This window comes from Bacillus sp. TH22 (assembly GCF_016651015.1).
Lineage (GTDB): Bacteria > Bacillota > Bacilli > Bacillales > Bacillaceae_G > Bacillus_A > Bacillus_A mycoides.
The window spans coordinates 2,612,272-2,630,686 of the sequence record NZ_JAEKER010000001.1 but is presented as its reverse complement, the minus strand read 5'-3'; the positions used below and the strand labels follow the sequence as shown (position 1 = coordinate 2,630,686).

Below are 18,415 nucleotides of genomic sequence, written 5' to 3'. Positions count from 1 at the left end.
CTTATATTGTTTTAGTTTTCGGATTAGGTGGTGTAACGGACGTATCATTTTCGGGTACTCTAGTTAATAAGAATCCACCGATAATAAATAAGACAATAATACTAAGGACACCAGCGTTTGTTTTTCCTGTTAATTGTGTTGTGACACCAACTAATACCGGACCCATAATTGCCGCGAATTTACCAAAGATATTATAAAATCCGAAGAATTCATTTGCAGATTCTTTCGGTACTAGTTTTGCGAAATAAGAACGGCTAAGTGCTTGAATCCCGCCCTGAGAAGTAGCAACTAACATTGCTAAAATCCAGAAATCAAACGTCGTTTTTAAGAAATAAGCATATGTGCAAATAATGATATAAATGATAATGCCGACATATAGCATTTTTTTACCGGTAAATGTTTCTGATAGTTTTCCATATAATAAAGCAAATGGACAAGCGACAATTTGTGTTACAAATAAGATGATTAATAGATTGGTTGCACTAATACCGAGATCTGTTCCGTAAGCAGTAGACATAGTGATAATTGTATCTACCCCATCAATGTAGAAAAAGTAAGCTATTAGGAACATAAATACAGTTTTATATTCTTTAATATTTTTAAACGTATTAGCAAGGCGCTTGAAGCTCATTGCAATTGGTCTTGGATGACGTTCAATATAGTGTGTTTGCTCTACATTTTTTAGCATTGGTATCGTAAATAGTCCCCACCAAAGAGCTGTTATTGCAAAGGAAATTTGACTAGCAATTCCGACTGATAAAGGGATAGTTCCTTTTTGAGCAAGAATAATAAGAGCAATACAACCGATAAAAGGAATTGTGCTCCCAATGTAACCTAATGCAAAACCTCGCGTAGAAATTCGGTCCATTCTATCTCCGGAGGTAACATCTACTAGAAATGCATCATAAAAAATATTTGCTCCAGCAAAGCCAACTAATGCGAGCATATAGCATCCTAGTAATAAGTACCACTGAGATGTTGGAACAATTGCTAGCATACTTGTAAATACGATACCGAGTCCAAAGAAGAATGTGAAAAATCGTTTTTTAAATCCCTTATAATCAGCAACTGTGCCGAGAATAGGAGCGAGTATAGAAATTAAAAGTGTAGCGAACGAGTTTGCATATCCCCAATAGGCTGTTGAAGTTGCGCCAGATAGTCCAGCTTCTTTTGCAGCTGCTTTAAAGTAAATTGGAAATAATGCAGTTGTAATGACGAGCGAATATACCGAGTTCGCCCAATCGTACAATATCCAGCTTTTTTCTTGTCTGGACATTTTTTTCATATAATGTTCCCCCTTAAATTTGTTCTACTAACAGTGTACAAAAATAAAAATTATAAAAAGAGAAACAGTGATGATTTTTACATAACTTTTACATATATACACAGTTCTTTACAATTGAAGTAAATCCTCTACAAATGCGCCGTCTGTTTCACCTAAGTGCAAACCGAGTAACCTAGCGATAGTCGGACCTTCATCAATCAGTCTCATATACGGAATTGTAACGCCGCTTTGAATGCCTTTCCCAGCAGCCATAAAAATTGTTTCATAGTTAGGTTTTGTTGGGGAATATCCATGTGTTCCAAATGTATATTTCTTACTAGAATTAACATCTTCTTTATTAATTTCTTTTATGAAATCACCTGTATAATTTTCAATGAAGTAATAACCTTCCATGGCCTCTAGCATAAATAAGCAATTACCATCAGCGCCACGTTCCTTTGCATCTTCATCGTGCAGAATAAATTCAATTCCATTTTGTTTATCCTGAAGAAGCTCTTCAAGAAGAAGTTGAATCTCTTTAATCGTTTCAGTATCATTTTTATCCTTTACATGTACGTAGGCAGATCCATCGCAGCTTTGGCAATAAGCTTTCCAATCGTGTATTTTTCCACGTTTATTTACGGATATAAGCCCTTTTTGACAGAATAGGACATTTAATTGGATTGCTTTGTTTTCACTTAAAGCGCTATGGTCACCAAGTGCAATAATTGTACTTTCTTCGTATATACCACTTTCTTTTAATGTATGGATAATTTTTCCGAGGCGTTCGTCGTGTCTGTGGATTGCAGCTACTGTTTCCTCGGACTCGAAGCCATGGTAATGTCTTTGAGTATCTAAATCAGTAAAATGTACAAACATAACATTAGGCTTTTTCGTCTGAATTGTATGTACGGCAGAAGCAAGGACGAAATTATCAAGCTCAGGCTGTGACAATCCATTTCGTATATGGCCGAAACGACGATTTAAATCTAATTGATATAGCGGGCTACCGCTAAATAATGAAACTAAAATTTGATTTTTCCACGGTCTATTTGGAAAAATTTCTGGTAAATTGTAATCGATATTTGCTCTTCCAGTAACAGGCCATAGAAGGGCTGCTGTCGTTAAATTTGCTTTGCGTGCTTCATCATATAAAGTTGTTCCTTTAATGGACTTTCGGTACCAATGCCAATCTGGTGAATCACGTCCTGGTTGAAGTAACGTATTGCTGACAACGCCATGCTTATTAGGATAATTACCGGTTACGATTGTTGAGTGGCTTGGATATGTTACAGAAGGATAAATTGGCTCCACTTTTTTCGCAATCGCGCCCCTTTTTATTAAAGTTTGGAAATTAGGTAGTTTTTGTAATATAGGAAAATCTAAAGCTGATAAGCAGTCAAAAGATAAAATAATGACGCGATTTGTTAATGCTTTATCCATAAAGTTTCCCTCCTGATTATCTAAAACCTATTCTTATATATTACTATTAATACCTGGTAATAAAAATATATTTTTGAATAAAATTTCGTTATTTATTTTCAGAAAAATTAAACATATAATAAGTATAAGGGAATGAATGGAAGGAGGGAATACTATGGATTGGCTAGATGGATTTGGTATCTTTTACATCATTGGTGGAGTCACCGTTCTCCTTGTATTTTTTATGTCATATTTACTAAAGAAACGTTTTCCAGACAAACAGTTTGATATTATATTTGCACTTAGTTTAGTACTTCTTTGTTTAGCTTTCTTTCCTGTAACAATGATCGCTATTGGTGGTTGGGAAGGAATGGGATACGGATTTATTTGTTTCTTCGTTTTAATTGGTACACTAATTGGTATGGTTGCTCATCAACTTGTAAAAATAGTTCGGAAAAGTTACGTATAAAACAGTGATAATTGAAAAAAATGTATAAAAATAAGAAAATTGGCTCTTGTTTTGAAATAAAATTTATATTATGATATTCAACAAATTTATTTTGTTATAACGATGAAAAAGGAATAGTACATGTCTTACCTTTTTGCAGAGAGAGAATCCTTTTGGCTGGAAGATTCTTAAAGAGGCGATATGGAACCTACCTTTGAGTTCTGCATATGCAGCGGGAAATTCCCGTTATCAAAAAGAGAGCATACTCAATTTTTTTGTGTATGAATCAGGGTGGTAACGCCGACAAAGCTCGGTCCCTATTTGGGGACGCGGGCTTTTTCTATTTTCTAAAGGAGGAAGAATGACTATGGTAAAAGAACAAGTACAAGCCATTACGAAAATGGAAGAAGACTTTGCTCAGTGGTATACCGATATTGTAAAAAAAGCGGAGCTTGTTGATTATTCAAGTGTGAAAGGTTGCATGATTTTACGTCCATACGGTTATGCATTATGGGAAAATATGCAGAAAGTGATGGATGAAAAATTAAAAGAATCTGGTCATGAAAATGTGTACATGCCAATGTTTATTCCAGAGAGTTTATTACAAAAAGAGAAAGATCATGTTGAAGGATTTGCTCCTGAAGTAGCATGGGTTACTCATGGCGGGGATGAGAAATTGGCGGAAAGACTTTGTATACGCCCTACATCTGAAACTCTATTCTGTGAGCATTTTTCAAAAATTGTTCAATCATATAATGATTTACCAAAGTTATATAACCAGTGGTGTTCAGTAGTTCGTTGGGAGAAGACGACGAGACCATTCCTTCGTACAACTGAATTTTTATGGCAAGAAGGTCATACGATTCATGAAACGGCAGAAGAATCTCAAATTGAAACATTAAATATTTTAAATCTATATGCTGCTTTTTGTGAAGAGTATTTAGCGATTCCGGTTATTAAAGGGCAAAAAACAGAAAAAGAAAAATTTGCAGGAGCGAAGGCAACTTATACGATTGAAAGTCTAATGCATGATGGAAAAGCACTTCAAACAGGAACATCTCATAACTTTGGAACGAATTTCTCTGAAGCATTTGATATTAAGTTTTTAGACCGTAACGGTAAATGGCAATACGTACATCAAACATCTTGGGGTGTATCAACAAGAATGATAGGTGGACTTATTATGGTTCATAGCGATAATAACGGACTTGTAATGCCGCCAAAAGTCGCTCCAGTACAAGTTGTTATCGTTCCTATTGCTCAGCACAAAGAAGGTGTGTTAGAAAAAGCAACAGAGTTGCAAGGACGTATTCAGAAGGTTGCACGTGTAAAAATAGATGCTAGCAATAAAACACCTGGCTGGAAATTTAATGAGTATGAAATGAAGGGTGTTCCAATTAGATTAGAAGTTGGTCCAAAGGATATTGAAAAGAATCAAGTTGTACTTGTAAGGCGAGATACGAAAGAAAAAGAGTTTATATCAATGGATCAATTAGAAGAACGCATTCCAGTACTACTTGAGGAAATTCACCATTCTTTATTTAGCAAAGCAAAAGTATTTCGCGATGAGAATACGTATAGTGTGACGAATTTCGAAGAGATGAAAAAAGCGGCTGATGAAAAGCAAGGATTTATTAAAGCGATGTGGTGTGGAGAACTAGCTTGTGAAGAAAAATTAAAAGAAGAAGTTGGAGTATCTTCACGTTGTATTCCGTTCGAACAAGAAAGTTTAGCTGACGAATGTATTTGCTGTAGTAAAAAAGCGAAGCAGATGGTGTATTGGGGAAAAGCGTATTAATGCTCTTTCTACTAGATGGCAAAAAGGACTTTGATTGCATAATAAAATGCAATCAAAGTCCTTTTTAGTTTTATCCCGCTATTTGTCAGGCAGTAAAACTCCCACTTCAAAATTCGGCTGGAGCAAAGAAGTTAGGTGGGAGCCCTGCTGCCCGTAAAAGCCCGATTGGTGAAGGTTAATAATCAGTGGGGGATGAACAAAATCCCCACTGATTAAAGTTTCACTTTATAATCTGTTTCATGTATTTTTAGATGGAAGGATGATTTTTTTATTTTGCGTTTTTACGACGAATAAATAGTAACACACCAATTAGGAATGTCGAAAGACCAATTAAAATAGATGCAGGATAATGCGTTGCAGTATTAGGCAATTTATTGCCTTGTTTTGTTGCATTATCTTTTGCGTTACCGCTTTGAGAGCCGCTATCGCCTTTAACACGGTTGCCTCCCTGAGAGCCATTGCCACCTTGAGAACTGCTGTCGCCTTTAACACGGTTGCCTCCCTGAGAGCCACTGCCACCAGAACCACTGCCACCAGAACCACTGCCACCAGAACCACTGCCACCAGAACCACTGCCACCAGAACCGTTGCCACCAGAACCGTTGCCGCCAGAACCACTGCCGCCAGAACCACTGCCACCAGAACCGTTGCCACCAGAACCATTGCCACCAGAGCCATTGTCACCAGAACCACTGCCACCAGAGCCGTTACCGCCAGAACCACTGCCACCAGAGCCGTTACCGCCAGAACCACTGCCACCAGAACCACTGCCACCAGAACCGTTGCCACCAGAACCGTTGCCGCCAGAACCACTGCCACCAGAACCACTGCCACCAGAACCGTTGCCACCAGAACCACTGCCACCAGAACCGTTGCCACCAGAACCATTGCCACCAGAGCCATTGTCACCAGAACCACTGCCACCAGAGCCGTTGCCACCAGAACCGTTGCCGCCAGAACCACTGCCACCAGAACCATTGCCGTCAGAACCGTTGCCACCAGAACCGTTGCCACCAGAGCCATTGCCACCAGAACCACTGCCACCAGAACCACTGCCACCAGAACCGTTGCCGCCAGAACCACTGCCACCAGAACCATTGCCGTCAGAACCGTTGCCACCAGAACCATTGCCACCAGAACCGTTGCCACCAGAACCACTGCCGTCAGAACCGCTATCGTCCTGAGAACCATTGTTTCCTGGAGGTTTATTATTATCTTTTGAATTACCTTCTGCTAAATTATCGTTATTTTGTACAATAGCGTTTGTTATTGGATTGAAGTTTTCAGTTGCAGCATTACCAATATTTAAGCCGCTAAAAAAGGATAAAGAAAGTGTTGATGCTAAAATGAAGATTTTTGTCATTGTTTTCCTCCTGAAGAAAAAATTATTGTTCCATCTAAAATACACCCCTTTGTAATATTTCATAGGAAAAAGAGTTTTATGCAAAAAAACTATATATAGAAAAAGGGAGGGCACTGAACAAGTCCACTTCATAAGAAAAAGGAGGTGTATTTCTAAAGGGAGAAAAGAGTTAATGTGAATATAGTAGAGTGATGGAGAATTTACACTCATAATAGTAGAGGAAGTGGTAACGGATGAAAGAGTATATTGCATTTGATATTGGTGGTACGCAAATTAAATATGGAATTGTTTCAGAAATAGGGGTAGTACTAATACATAAAAAGGTCCCAACAGAAATTCACTTGGGCGGGGAACAAATTGTTCAAAAGCTTATATATTTATCAAAAAAGTTAATGACTGAACATACTATTTCCGGAATTGGTATTAGTACAGCGGGAATTGTTGATATTGATAAAGGAGTTATAACGGGAGGTGTGGATCATATTCCGCGTTATGCTAATATTTCTATTGTTGAGAGACTACAAGAAGTATTAAAAGTTCCTGTATCTATTGAAAATGATGTTAATTGTGCGGCCTTAGGCGAGAAATGGAAAGGTACAGGGAGGGGAGAAAGCGATTTTATTATGCTTACGCTTGGAACGGGCATTGGTGGAGCAATTGTTATAAATGGGGAGTTATACCGTGGACATTCGTTTGGCGCTGGGGAATGGGGGAACATGTTAATAGAAGGGAAAACTTTTGAGGAGGTTGCCTCAATTTCGGGATTAATTCATCTCGTCCGAAGATATAAAGGTAAAAAGGAGTGGGATGGTAAAACAATTTTCGAATTATATGATAAGGGTGATAGCGGTGTTACTCAAGCCGTGAAGATTTTCTTTAAACATTTGGCGATTGGAATTAGTAATCTTGCTTATATTTTTAATCCGAAAATGATTATTATTGGTGGGGGAATTACTGAAAGAGGAGATGATTTTTTAAATGAAGTGAAGGAAGAGATAGGAACATACTTAAATCAAGATATTTATAGTAATTGTGAGATTAAACTTGCGCAAAGCGGCAATTGTGCAGGAATGATTGGTTCTATTTACCACTTATCACATCAGTATAAATAAATATAGTATCTGTTTTCATATAATTGAGAATTTATCCTTTTTCTCATTAGATAAATAATGCTACAATATAAGAGGAGAATACAATGTTTTCCGATTTGGAAAATGCTTTGTAGAAAGGAAGAAACTTCATGCCTATTATTTTAGAAAAAGGACAAAAGATTGATTTAACGAAAGGACAACCGAGAGTAGCGAAACTACAGGTTGGCTTAGGCTGGGATCCAATTGGGCAATCAGGTGGGTTTCTGTCTTCTTTATTTGGAAGTAAACCAAGTGTAGATTGTGATGCATCTGTCGTTATGTTAGAAGGGGATCGTTTTTTAAACAAAAATGATCTAGTTTACTTCGGCAACAAACTTTCTACTTGTGGTAGTATTATTCATTCAGGAGATAATTTAACAGGTGAAGGCGCTGGTGACGACGAAACAATTTTCGTAGAATTACATAAAGTTCCGAGCCGTATTAATCGTTTAGTATTCGTTGTAAATATTTATGACTGTGTAAATCGTCGTCAAGACTTTGGGATGATTCGCAATGCATATATTCGTATTCAAAACCCACAAACAGGTGAAGAATTAGCGCGTTATAACTTGTCAGATAATTATGCTGGCAAAATGACTTTAATTGCAGGTGAAATGTACCGAGACGGAAACGAATGGAAGTTTTCAGCAGTGGGAGAAGGAACACAAGATAAAAACTTAAGTGAGATTGTATCACGTTACCAATAAAATAAACCAAGGAGGAATAGTATAATATGGCATCTATTTCATTGAAAAAAGGACAAAAGGTAGACTTAACAAAAACAAATCCAGGTCTTTCGAAAGTTCTTGTAGGACTTGGTTGGGATACGAATCGTTATGACGGACAAAATGATTTCGATTTAGATGTTAGTATCTTCTTAGTAGGTGCTAACGGTAAAGTTTCAGGTGCAGAGGATTTCGTCTTCTATAATAATCCAAAAGGTGCGAATGGTGCTGTAGAGCATTTAGGAGATAACCGTACAGGTGAAGGTGAAGGCGACGATGAAACAATTAAAATAGACTTAAAAAATGTTCCTGCTAACATTGAGCGTATTTGTTTCACAATTACAATTTATGATGGAGAAGGCCGCAGCCAAAACTTCGGACAAGTTTCTAATTCTTTCGTACGTATTATGGATGAAGAAAAGAATGCAGAATTAATTCGTTACGATTTAGGAGAAGATTTCTCTATTGAAACAGCTGTAGTAGTGAGCGAATTATACCGTCACGCAGGTGAATGGAAATTTAATGCAATCGGAAGTGGATTCCAAGGTGGATTAGGTTCTCTATGTAATAACTTTGGTTTAGATGTAGAGTAATAGATTTATATATCCATCAGTGAAACGCGTATTTACTGATGGATATATTTTAAAAAATTAAAATATAGAGGTGAATATATATGGTTATTCAATTGCAAAAAGGACAGAAAATTGATTTAGCTAAAACAAGCCCAGGTTTATCAAGAGCAGTAATTGGTCTTGGATGGGATATTAAATCTTATGATGGTGGATCTGATTTCGATTTAGATGCATCTGCCTTTTTATTAGATGCGAACGGGAAATGTACGAAGGAAACTGATTTTATTTTCTATAATAATTTACAGTCTCCTTGTGAATCAGTTTTACATACAGGAGATAACCGTACAGGTGAAGGTGACGGTGATGATGAGCAACTTGTTGTCGATTTGAAAAAGGTTCCAGCAGATGTTCATAAAATTGCTATTACAGTTACAATTTATGATGGTGAAGGCCGTAATCAAAACTTTGGACAGGTTGCAAATGCATTCGTTCGTTTAGCAAATGAAGAAACAAACGAAGAAGTTCTTCGTTTTGATTTAGGGGAAGATTTCTCCATTGAAACAGCAGTTGTCTTTTGTGAATTATATCGTCATAATGGACAGTGGAAGTTTAGTGCAGTAGGAAGCGGATTCCAAGGTGGATTAGGTGCGCTTGTAAAAGCGTATGGCTTGGATGCATAAGAAGGGAAACGGTATTCGTTTCCTTTTTTTGACCTTTCTATAAATCTAGCAAAGAATAGGGGATAAAGGTAAGATGAGTATTTTGCAAGGAATCCTTGATACGTATGCTCAGTTTTTCGACTTGGACATGTGGATTAAAGTGTTACAAGATCCAGTATCTTGGGGGTTAATAGGTACACTTGTTGTACTAGAAGGGTTATTATCTGCTGACAATGCACTTGTGTTAGCGGTAATGGTAAAACATCTTCCAGAAGAAAAACGAAAAAAAGCATTATTCTATGGACTTATTGGAGCTTATGTATTCCGTTTTATTGCAATTGGAATCGGAATGTTCTTAATTAAATTATGGTGGGTAAAAGTGTTAGGTGCACTTTACTTAGCTTGGCTTTCAGTTAAATACTTCATTGATAAAAGAAAAGGTAATGCAGAAGAAGAGGAAGCTCATGGTATGAACCGAAATAGTATTCTCTTCAGAATGTTCGGTGTCTTCTGGGGGACAGTTGCGATGGTTGAATTAATGGATATCGCATTCTCTGTAGATAGTGTACTTGCTGCATTTGGTGTATCGAATGAAGTTTGGATTTTACTATTAGGCGGAATGCTCGGTATTTTAATGATGCGTGGTATTGCTGGCGTATTCTTAAAATTGTTAGAACGTATTCCAGAACTGGAAACGACAGCATATATTTTAATCTTAATTATTGCAGCAAAAATGCTACTGTCTGTTATTCATATTGAAGTAAGTCATACGCTGTTCTTTATTATTTTAGTTATAGCGTTTGGAGCAACATTTATACTTCACTACATGAAGAATTCTGGACAAGCTAAAGAAGAAGTTGCAGCTACTAAAAATGAACATAAATAATTGAAATGGGTTTGCTCGTTATGCGAGCGCCCATTTTTTATAACTAAAAATAGTTTATAATAGAAGAGAGACTTTATAAAAAACGTAAATGTTTTTGGAGGTGAACTGTTGTGTTTTCACGTTTTACACTTCAACCATGTGCATTAAAAGAAGAATCAGATTTAAAGCAATTTGAAGCGCTTTTAGAAAAACGCCCACAATATGAACTGACAGAGAATGAGATGAAGTTTAGTTATATAGCAACTCGTATTCTTGGTGTTCCTAATGATGTAGATGAATATTTCAATGAGCTATTTGATTATAGCGAAGTGAAAGGGATCGTGGTTTTGCATGAACAAAATTTAAATAAGGTGATTGATCCCGAAAAACTGCGCCATATTCAAGAGGTTTTTACATTACATCAAGAAGCACCGAATGGCCTTACAGTAAATAGGCTTGTCGCCCATCTGTCTGGAAAACAACTATTACCGCAAGTAGACAATCCTGATTTACAGCATTATATACATACGACGTTTATTTCTGTATTGAAATTGTATGAGAAACAACATAATCAATCTTTAAAAACAGAAGGATTCCGGCGTTTCTTAATCGATATGATTAAATTAAGTGAAAATTACGTAGCGAAGTGGTTCTCTACGATTAATTATAAGAAACAAATGCCACGTATCGTTTGGTACGGTGATGCGACGGAGAGTCGTATATATTTCTTATACTTTCTTATTATGCTCGGCTGTGATGTGCTTTATTATCACCCAGAAGGAAAAGATGGATTTGAGAGTGTAGATGAGGAAGGAAAGACATTTGTCGTATCTCATTCAGGCCGTATTTCATTGGAACCATTTCCTGATCGGCGTCGTGAACGCGTCGCAACGGTAGCTTATCAAGCTTCAAAAGAAATCGAGCAAGTACTTCACCACGATAATTCATTATTATACAAACCGTGGCAATTCCGTTCGTATACACCTGTAGCCCGTACGCTCAAAACGACGTACGATGAACTCTTTTTAATTACGAAAGAAAAGGCATTTGTACGCCCAACATTCTTTGTTGAAAATAAGCATATTTATATTCCTTCTTTATTTGCAAAAATATCAGGCGTTTCAAAGAATGATAAAGAATATTTTCAGCGACTAAAGGCTGTTACATCATTTGATAACAGTTTATTAATTAATACATTCCCGTTTACGAAAGAACAAAAAGCGAATTTCCAATATCATTATCGAGATGCATTGGACCGCGGGGGGAAGTTACATCCGGATTTAATTATGAACAGCCATTGGTGGCCGCATAAGCGTTTACCAGAAGGATTACAACATGGTATTGCAGAAGCAATGATCCATACGTGTGAAAGTGAAATGTGTAAACCAATTGCGAAAGAGACGAAACAAGATGTAGCGCTGTATGTTTTCGCACAACTCTCTCAAATACCACCGAACATTTTAGAGCAGCTTGAGAAATTTGATTATTCGCAAGAAGTACCGAAAATTGTTATATTTAATAATGAGAAGAGCGGAGAATTAAGTCGTTCTGATGCTGTGTTATTACTATTTTTAAATCAAATTGGAGTAGATGTATTCCACTTTAATCCAACGGGGAGAAACGATATTGAACCGTATATTGAATCAGGAGCATTTGATTCACATTGGCTTGAAGAAGTTAATTTCGATCTTGAATTTCATGGTTCATCAGCCTATAAAAATTTATCACAAACAATAAAAGGACTATTTCGTCCATTTTTATAAGGAAAGGGAGAATACCATATGAATAACCCAGTCGTACTAGATTCGAAAACAGAATTGAATGAGCAAACCGCACAAGATGTTCGCTTGCAACTTAGACAAGATGCAGAAGTGCAACGTATTTATAACGCAGTAGACATTAAAGATCAATTAGAATTAATTGAACTCGGAAAAGAACCTTCTATGGAAATTTCACGTTTCGCTGATCAAATTTTACATACAATGTCTTTATCGAAAGTAGAAGACTCTGGTGAATTATTAAAGCAGCTTGGTAAAATTATGGACAGATTTGATAGTAAAGACTTTGCGGAAGAGAAAAGTGGTTTCTTCTCACGTATGTTCAAAAAAGCAGATAAAATGATTGAACAAATCTTTAGTAAGTATCAGACGATGGGTCGCGAAATGGATAAAGTATACGTAGAAATTACGAAGTATCAAGATGAAATGAAAAAATCAATTGGTACGTTAGATGGTTTATATGAGCAAAACTTAAAGTATTATTTAGACTTAGAAAAATACGTAGTAGCAGGGGAAATGTTATTAGAGCGTTTAAATACAGAGTTAGTTCCGATGTACGAAGAGCGCATACGTAATAATGATCAGTTAGCGGGTATTGAATTAGAATCGCTTAAAAACTCTGTTGAAATTTTAGAACAACGTATTGATGATTTAGAAAAAGCACGTATGGTTGCTCTATTAACAGCACCACAAATTCGTATGATTCAACGCGGTAACAATAAATTAATCGGTAAAATCAATACGGCATTTATTACAACGATTCCTATCTTTAAAAATGGTATCATTCAAGCGGTAAATGCGAAACGTCAAAAGCTTGTTGCGGACTCTATGGCTGAACTTGATCGCCGTACAAATGAATTACTTAAGAAAAATGCACAAAATATCGCAACTCAAAGTGTGGAAGTAGCGAGATTATCAGGTTCTTCTAGTATTAAGATGGAAACACTTGAGGAAACTTGGAACATTATTTCAAGAGGTATGCAAGAAACACAACAAATTGAAGAGCAAAATAAACGTGAGCGTGAAGAAAGTCGTAAGCGTATGGCTACATTAACAGAGAACATCAAAAAAGAATTACAAGGATAAAGAAAAGGCAATGAGGAACAGTCCTCATTGCCTTTTAGTTTCTCTTAACTAATTTAATGATTTCATTCACAACAAGCGGAATGATACTTAACAAGAGAACAAATCCCCAATCTCGCATTGTTAATGCATGCACACCGAATATATTGGCAAGAGGTGGGATGGAGATGATACACACTTGCATAAGAACACCGATTAGAAGTGAGAAGACTAAATATTTATTTGTAAATATCCCAATTGAAAAAATTGATTTCGTTCTTGAACGTAAGTTAAATGAATGAACGAGTTGAGAGAAACTAAGAACGACAAATGCCATCGTTTGAGCGTGTAATAGCGCGTCTTCATCAATTTGCTCTGGGAAGAGAGGAAATAAATTTGTATCTCCTGTATAGAGCTTTGCCCCAACGATAAAGGCTGTTAAAGTAAGAAGTCCAATTACAACCCCATTGAAAATAAGAAAAGGAACGCTGCCGCTAAATAAGCTTTCTTTCGCATGTCGTGGTTTTTCCTTCATCACATCTGGATCTTCAGGATCAACACCGAGTGATAATGCAGGCAGTGTATCTGTAATTAAATTTACCCACAAAATGTGAATAGGGCGTAGTGGTGTTGCCCAGCCGAGTAAAATAGCTAAAAAGAGAGCTATAATTTCGCCGAAGTTACAAGAAAGTAGGAAGAGAATAGACTTTTTAATATTACGATAAATATTTCTTCCTTCTTCAACAGCTTTCACAATAGATGAGAAGTTATCATCTGTTAAAACTACATCTGCTGCGCCTTTTGCGACATCTGTTCCTGTAATTCCCATTGCTACTCCAACATCTGCTTGTTTTAAAGATGGAGCATCATTTACACCGTCACCAGTCATGGAAACGATATTTCCTTTAGCACGTAATGCTTTTATAATCTTCACTTTATGTTCTGGAGAGACCCTAGCGAATACATTTAAGTGATTAATTTTACTTGCTAGTTCTGTATCTGGAATGTTATCTAATTCAGTTCCAATCATGATTTCAGATATTTCTTCAGCAATGCCAAGTTCTTTGGCAATTGCAAAGGCGGTATCCTTATGATCACCCGTAATCATAACTGTGCGAATACCAGCCTTTTTACATTCTGTAATTGAATCTTTTACTTCTGTACGTGGTGGATCAATCATACCGACAAGACCGATAAAGATGAGATTTTCTTCGAGATGATTTATATCCATATCGTTTAAATCGTATCGTTTATATGCGAATGAAAGTACTCTTAAGGCTTCTTGCGACATTGACCCGGCAGCTTCTAATATTTGATTTTTATCAGAATCTTTTAGGACCTCAAGTTTATTATTTATAAAGATATGGGTACAGTGAGGTAAAAGTTTATCAATAGCACCTTTCGTCATGCTATAGTAGCCTTCATCGTACGTATGTACAGTTGACATCATTTTACGATCAGAATCGAAAGGCAATTCGTTAACACGTTCATGTTTATTTTCTAAATGATCTTTTTGAATGTTAAAAGAGCTTCCGGCAACAAGAAGGGCAATTTCTGTAGGATCCCCTGTTTGTGAGTCGGCACCGTAAGAGGCATCGTTGCATAAAACCATATTTTCTAATAATAGACGGTGTGCATCATTATTTACATTCAAATTTTTTAGTTGGTCGTATGTGCGATCACTATAAAAGTGAGTAACGGTCATTTTATTTTGAGTTAATGTACCTGTTTTATCTGAACAAATAATTGTGACAGAACCGAGAGCTTCAACAGCTGGTAGTTTACGAATGATAACGTTTTGTTTAATCATACGCTGAACACCAATTGCAAGAACGATGGAAACGATAGCTGGTAAGCCTTCTGGAATGGCTGCAACAGCTAAACTAATTGCGGTCATAAACATTTCTAACGTATCTCGGCCCTGTAAAAAACCGATGAGAAACATAGTAGTGCAAATAGCTACAGCGACAAATCCTAAATATTTTCCTACTTGTGCTAAGCTTTTTTGAAGTGGTGTCATATCATCGTCTGCTTCATGTAAAAGGGTAGCGATCTTGCCAATTTGTGAGTTCATCCCAGTTTCAACAGCAACACCGACGCCACGTCCGTATGTTACTAACGTCGACATAAAGGCCATGTTTTTTTGATCACCTAATGGTACTTGCTCATCATTTTGCATGGAAGGGTGGTAGACTGCATCTTTATCGACAGGGACAGATTCACCAGTTAGAGCAGATTCTTCAATTTTTAAATTCGCAGTTTCGATAAGTCGTAAATCGCAGGGGATATACCGCCCAGCATCAAGCATAACGATATCACCTGGAACGACGTGCTCAGATGGAATCTCTTTTAGTTCACCATCTCGCTTTACGATAGCTTTAGGTGTTGCCATCTTTTTCAATGCTTCTAAAGCCTGTTCCGCTTTCGATTCTTGGATTACACCGATAACAGCATTTAAAACTACAACGAGCGCGATAATACTTGCATCGGCCCATTCACCTACAAAGGCGGAAATAAGGGAAGCGATAATAAGGACATATACAAGGACGTCATTAATTTGGGCGAAAACGCGCTGCCATAAAGTACGTTTTTGTTTGGTAGCTAATTCATTAGAACCATATTGCTGTAAACGTTCATTTACGATTTTATCTGTTAAACCGTGTTGTTCATTTGTTTCTAGGGCGATTAATGTTTGATTTTTCGTCTTACTGTACCAATTGCTCATAAGTAAGCACCTCCAGTAAAAACAGTTAGCAATGGTAGTGTGGCAATTTTTTGAGAGTAGTATGTATGGAGAAAAAATCTAAGGTGAGGTTCTACTTTCATTGTACAGTAATTTAGAATGTGAGGAGGAAAAGAGAAGAGTTGTCATGAATTTGTTGAAATTAAAAGAGCCTCGAATACGTGAGGCTCTTTGTCATTTTTTAATTAATGTACCTAATTCCTCAGTAATAGCTTGCATTTCACTAATACTGAATGTTTCACGTTTCATAACGTGCTCATAAATGTCACGTAAGTCCTCGTACATTTCTTCGTTAAAACTAGCAGCTCTCATTGCTCCAGCATTAACCATGCGTAATTTTTCTTTAATAGCTTCTACCATATATTCAACGTTTGCTTCTGATTTTACGGATAAATCCACCGAAGTGTCCCCCTTTAAAATAACATAAGGTTATCTTAACATTTTTTTATCATTTTCGTTAATGAAACTTTTCAATCCTATTAAATTAGTAGGGATTTCCTTTATAATTAATAATTGGTTGTTTATACTATAAGTATATGTTAAGAAATGCACCAAGAAGGGAAGAAACAAAAATATGGTCCGAGTATTGTTTGTTTGTCTTGGGAACATTTGTCGTTCTCCAATGGCAGAAGCAATTTTTCGGGATCTTGTCGTAAAAGAGGGACTCGAAGAGAAAATTGTCATTGATTCTGCAGGAACTGGAGATTGGCATATTGGTCATCCGCCACATAAAGGAACAAAAAAAATTTTAAAAGAAAATGAAGTCTCTTTTGAAGGAATTAAAGCACGGCAAGTAGAAAAAGAAGACTTAACAAAGTTTGATTATATTATTGCCATGGACAACAAGAATATAGCGGATTTAAAAAGTTTTGGTAAAACTGAAGGCTATATTGGTAGACTGTCCGATTTTGTTCCAGACGGTGGCTGGACAGACGTTCCTGACCCTTACTTTACAGGGAACTTCCAAGAAGTGTATGACCTTGTAACAGAAGGGTGTGCAAAGCTAGTAGCTTTCATTCGAAATGAACAAGGAATATGAGGAAGCTTAGAAAGTAATACTTTCTAATATAAGAAATGAAAGGGTGAAGGAATATGGCAAAGAAAAATAATATTGCTCGAAACATTGCGATTGGTGTAGCTGCAGGTGTAGCTGTATCTATGTTAAAGAAAGAAAACCGTGAAAAAGTAAAAAACACGGCAGAAAAAGCAAAAACAAAGATGATTGAAATTGGTGAAAATTCGAAGATAAAAGAAAAAGTGCAAACTGTTACAGATAAAGGACGCGAACTTGCTGATTTCAATGTAGTAAAAGCGAAAGTAGCAGAAATCAAAAAATTGACGCCGTCTGTTGTAGAAACGTTAAAAGAGACGAAAGAAATTTTTAGTAAGAGAAAAGTTGTGCCAGTAGAAAAGCCGGAAACGATTGAAATTCAAGCTGTATCTCCAAAGGTAGATGAGCTTAAAGCAGAAGAAGAGCCAGTAGTAGCTGAAGATGGTGGTATGAAAGAAGCGCGTGAATTATTTATGAAGGACTCAAATGCAGAGGAAAAAAAAACTGAAGCATACATTGAGCTAAAGCAAAATAAAGAAGAGAAGAAAAGCGTCTAAAAAATATGAGGAAATTTCTAGAAAAAGCAAAAAGAAATCGCACTTTTTCGTTTGGGAAAGATTTATATGACCGGACGATGCGCGATGATGTAGCGGGCTTAGCAGCACAGCTCGCTTATTTCTTCTTGCTTGCGATTTTCCCTGGGCTTGTTTTCTTAATTACGCTTCTTGGCTTTATTGACCTTCAAACAGAAAGTGTGCTCAATTTATTAGAACCGTACGTACCAGAAGATGCGATGAACTTAATTGAAGTAAACGTAGATAAAGTTGTAAACGAACAAAATGGTGGTTTATTATCATTCGGTTTACTATCGATGTTATGGTTTGCTTCAAACGGGGTGAATGCGGTTATGAACGCTTTTAACCGCGCTTATGATGTAACAGAAACCCGTTCCTTTATTAAAACAAGAGCTTTATCTATCGTGTTCACGTTAGCGATAATTTTTATGATTGTGTTTGCACTAATTGTCCCAGTATTTGGACAAGTGATTGGGGCAGCCGTGTTTAAAGCAATTGGTTTATCAGATAGTTTTTCTTATGTTTGGAGTATTACGCGTTTAGTAGCAAGTTTCTTTGTCTTAATCGCTTTGTTTAGCTTTTTATATACATTTGCGCCTGATCGGAAATTAAAGCGAAGAGAAGTCATATCGGGAGCAATATTTGCTACTGTAGGATGGATTGTGGTATCGTACTCATTTGCCTATTATGTAGATAAATTTGCAAATTACGCTAATACATATGGTGGTCTCGGTGGTATCATTATTTTAATGTTATGGTTTTACTTAACTGCGTGGGTAATTTTACTTGGCGGTGAAATTAATGGTTTACTCCATCATTATAGAACGGGTGACAATAATTCCCGTAATGAAAAATGAGCTCTTGTTCCATAATAAAAGGGAACAGGGGGGATATTTCATGAGTAATAATAAAAAGAACCACAATAATAAAAGTAATAATAAGCAAAAGAGCAGTTCGCAT

17 protein-coding genes and 1 other annotated feature are annotated in these 18,415 nt (G+C 36.6%); of the genes, 12 read left to right on the top strand and 5 right to left on the bottom strand.

Going from position 1 to position 18,415, the window contains the following annotated elements:
- Position 1: 1 nt before the first annotated feature.
- Positions 2-1,285 carry an MFS transporter gene (locus JFU18_RS13350; protein WP_002010215.1) on the bottom strand — a complete coding sequence of 428 codons (1,284 nt, stop codon included), beginning with the start codon at positions 1,283-1,285 and terminating at the stop codon, positions 2-4.
- Between the two features lie 108 nt (positions 1,286-1,393).
- On the bottom strand, positions 1,394-2,707 hold the full coding sequence (locus JFU18_RS13345) for an alkaline phosphatase family protein (protein WP_201034657.1): 1,314 nt from the start codon (positions 2,705-2,707) through the stop codon (positions 1,394-1,396).
- Between the two features lie 154 nt (positions 2,708-2,861).
- Here JFU18_RS13345 and JFU18_RS13340 point away from each other — a divergent pair, with 154 nt between their 5' ends.
- Positions 2,862-3,155, top strand: coding sequence for a YesK-like family protein (locus JFU18_RS13340; RefSeq protein ID WP_002124993.1), 294 nt, complete (start codon positions 2,862-2,864; stop codon positions 3,153-3,155).
- A 93-nt stretch (positions 3,156-3,248) separates the two neighbouring features.
- Positions 3,249-3,456: a binding site (T-box leader), on the top strand.
- A 45-nt stretch (positions 3,457-3,501) separates the two neighbouring features.
- The gene (proS, locus tag JFU18_RS13335; protein WP_002124994.1) at positions 3,502-4,932 is read left to right on the top strand and encodes a proline--tRNA ligase; all 1,431 of its coding nucleotides are present in this window, start codon (positions 3,502-3,504) and stop codon (positions 4,930-4,932) included.
- Between the two features lie 268 nt (positions 4,933-5,200).
- On the opposite strand, the gene JFU18_RS13330 is transcribed toward proS, so the two are convergent.
- Positions 5,201-6,295 carry a cell wall anchor protein gene (locus JFU18_RS13330; protein WP_201034970.1) on the bottom strand — a complete coding sequence of 365 codons (1,095 nt, stop codon included), beginning with the start codon at positions 6,293-6,295 and terminating at the stop codon, positions 5,201-5,203.
- Between the two features lie 233 nt (positions 6,296-6,528).
- Here JFU18_RS13330 and JFU18_RS13325 point away from each other — a divergent pair, with 233 nt between their 5' ends.
- The 7 genes from JFU18_RS13325 (at position 6,529) to JFU18_RS13295 (ending at position 13,110) form a co-directional block, all read left to right on the top strand.
- A complete protein-coding gene (locus JFU18_RS13325; protein WP_201034658.1) occupies positions 6,529-7,407 on the top strand; it encodes an ROK family protein in 879 nt (292 codons plus the stop codon).
- Positions 7,408-7,535: 128 nt separating this feature from the next.
- Positions 7,536-8,132 carry a TerD family protein gene (locus tag JFU18_RS13320; RefSeq protein WP_002029589.1) on the top strand — a complete coding sequence of 199 codons (597 nt, stop codon included), beginning with the start codon at positions 7,536-7,538 and terminating at the stop codon, positions 8,130-8,132.
- Between the two features lie 26 nt (positions 8,133-8,158).
- Entirely contained in the window at positions 8,159-8,743 is a 585-nt protein-coding gene (locus tag JFU18_RS13315) for a TerD family protein (RefSeq protein WP_002010225.1), read from the top strand.
- Between the two features lie 80 nt (positions 8,744-8,823).
- Positions 8,824-9,402, top strand: coding sequence for a TerD family protein (locus JFU18_RS13310; protein WP_044444321.1), 579 nt, complete (start codon positions 8,824-8,826; stop codon positions 9,400-9,402).
- A gap of 73 nt (positions 9,403-9,475) precedes the next feature.
- Positions 9,476-10,267 (top strand): TerC family protein, encoded by a 792-nt coding sequence (locus JFU18_RS13305; protein WP_201034659.1) that lies wholly within the window; start codon positions 9,476-9,478, stop codon positions 10,265-10,267.
- A gap of 110 nt (positions 10,268-10,377) precedes the next feature.
- Entirely contained in the window at positions 10,378-12,009 is a 1,632-nt protein-coding gene (locus tag JFU18_RS13300; RefSeq protein ID WP_201034660.1) for a YceG family protein, read from the top strand.
- A gap of 18 nt (positions 12,010-12,027) precedes the next feature.
- The gene (locus JFU18_RS13295) at positions 12,028-13,110 is read left to right on the top strand and encodes a toxic anion resistance protein (protein ID WP_002029585.1); all 1,083 of its coding nucleotides are present in this window, start codon (positions 12,028-12,030) and stop codon (positions 13,108-13,110) included.
- Positions 13,111-13,144: 34 nt separating this feature from the next.
- On the opposite strand, the gene JFU18_RS13290 is transcribed toward JFU18_RS13295, so the two are convergent.
- Both JFU18_RS13290 and JFU18_RS13285 read right to left on the bottom strand, forming a co-directional pair.
- Positions 13,145-15,811 (bottom strand): cation-translocating P-type ATPase, encoded by a 2,667-nt coding sequence (locus tag JFU18_RS13290; RefSeq protein WP_201034661.1) that lies wholly within the window; start codon positions 15,809-15,811, stop codon positions 13,145-13,147.
- A 192-nt stretch (positions 15,812-16,003) separates the two neighbouring features.
- Positions 16,004-16,228 carry a DUF1128 domain-containing protein gene (locus tag JFU18_RS13285; protein WP_002010236.1) on the bottom strand — a complete coding sequence of 75 codons (225 nt, stop codon included), beginning with the start codon at positions 16,226-16,228 and terminating at the stop codon, positions 16,004-16,006.
- Positions 16,229-16,403: 175 nt separating this feature from the next.
- Between JFU18_RS13285 and JFU18_RS13280 the strand changes: the two genes are divergently transcribed.
- Genes JFU18_RS13280 through JFU18_RS13270 form a run of 3 tightly spaced genes read left to right on the top strand, consistent with a single transcriptional unit; the run spans position 16,404 to position 18,312 of the window.
- Positions 16,404-16,868: a low molecular weight protein-tyrosine-phosphatase gene (locus JFU18_RS13280; protein WP_002140258.1), complete on the top strand. Its 465-nt coding sequence runs from the start codon at positions 16,404-16,406 to the stop codon at positions 16,866-16,868.
- Between the two features lie 53 nt (positions 16,869-16,921).
- The gene (locus tag JFU18_RS13275; RefSeq protein ID WP_002191833.1) at positions 16,922-17,437 is read left to right on the top strand and encodes a DUF4075 domain-containing protein; all 516 of its coding nucleotides are present in this window, start codon (positions 16,922-16,924) and stop codon (positions 17,435-17,437) included.
- A 5-nt stretch (positions 17,438-17,442) separates the two neighbouring features.
- Positions 17,443-18,312: a YihY/virulence factor BrkB family protein gene (locus JFU18_RS13270; protein ID WP_002063656.1), complete on the top strand. Its 870-nt coding sequence runs from the start codon at positions 17,443-17,445 to the stop codon at positions 18,310-18,312.
- Positions 18,313-18,415 lie beyond the last annotated feature (103 nt).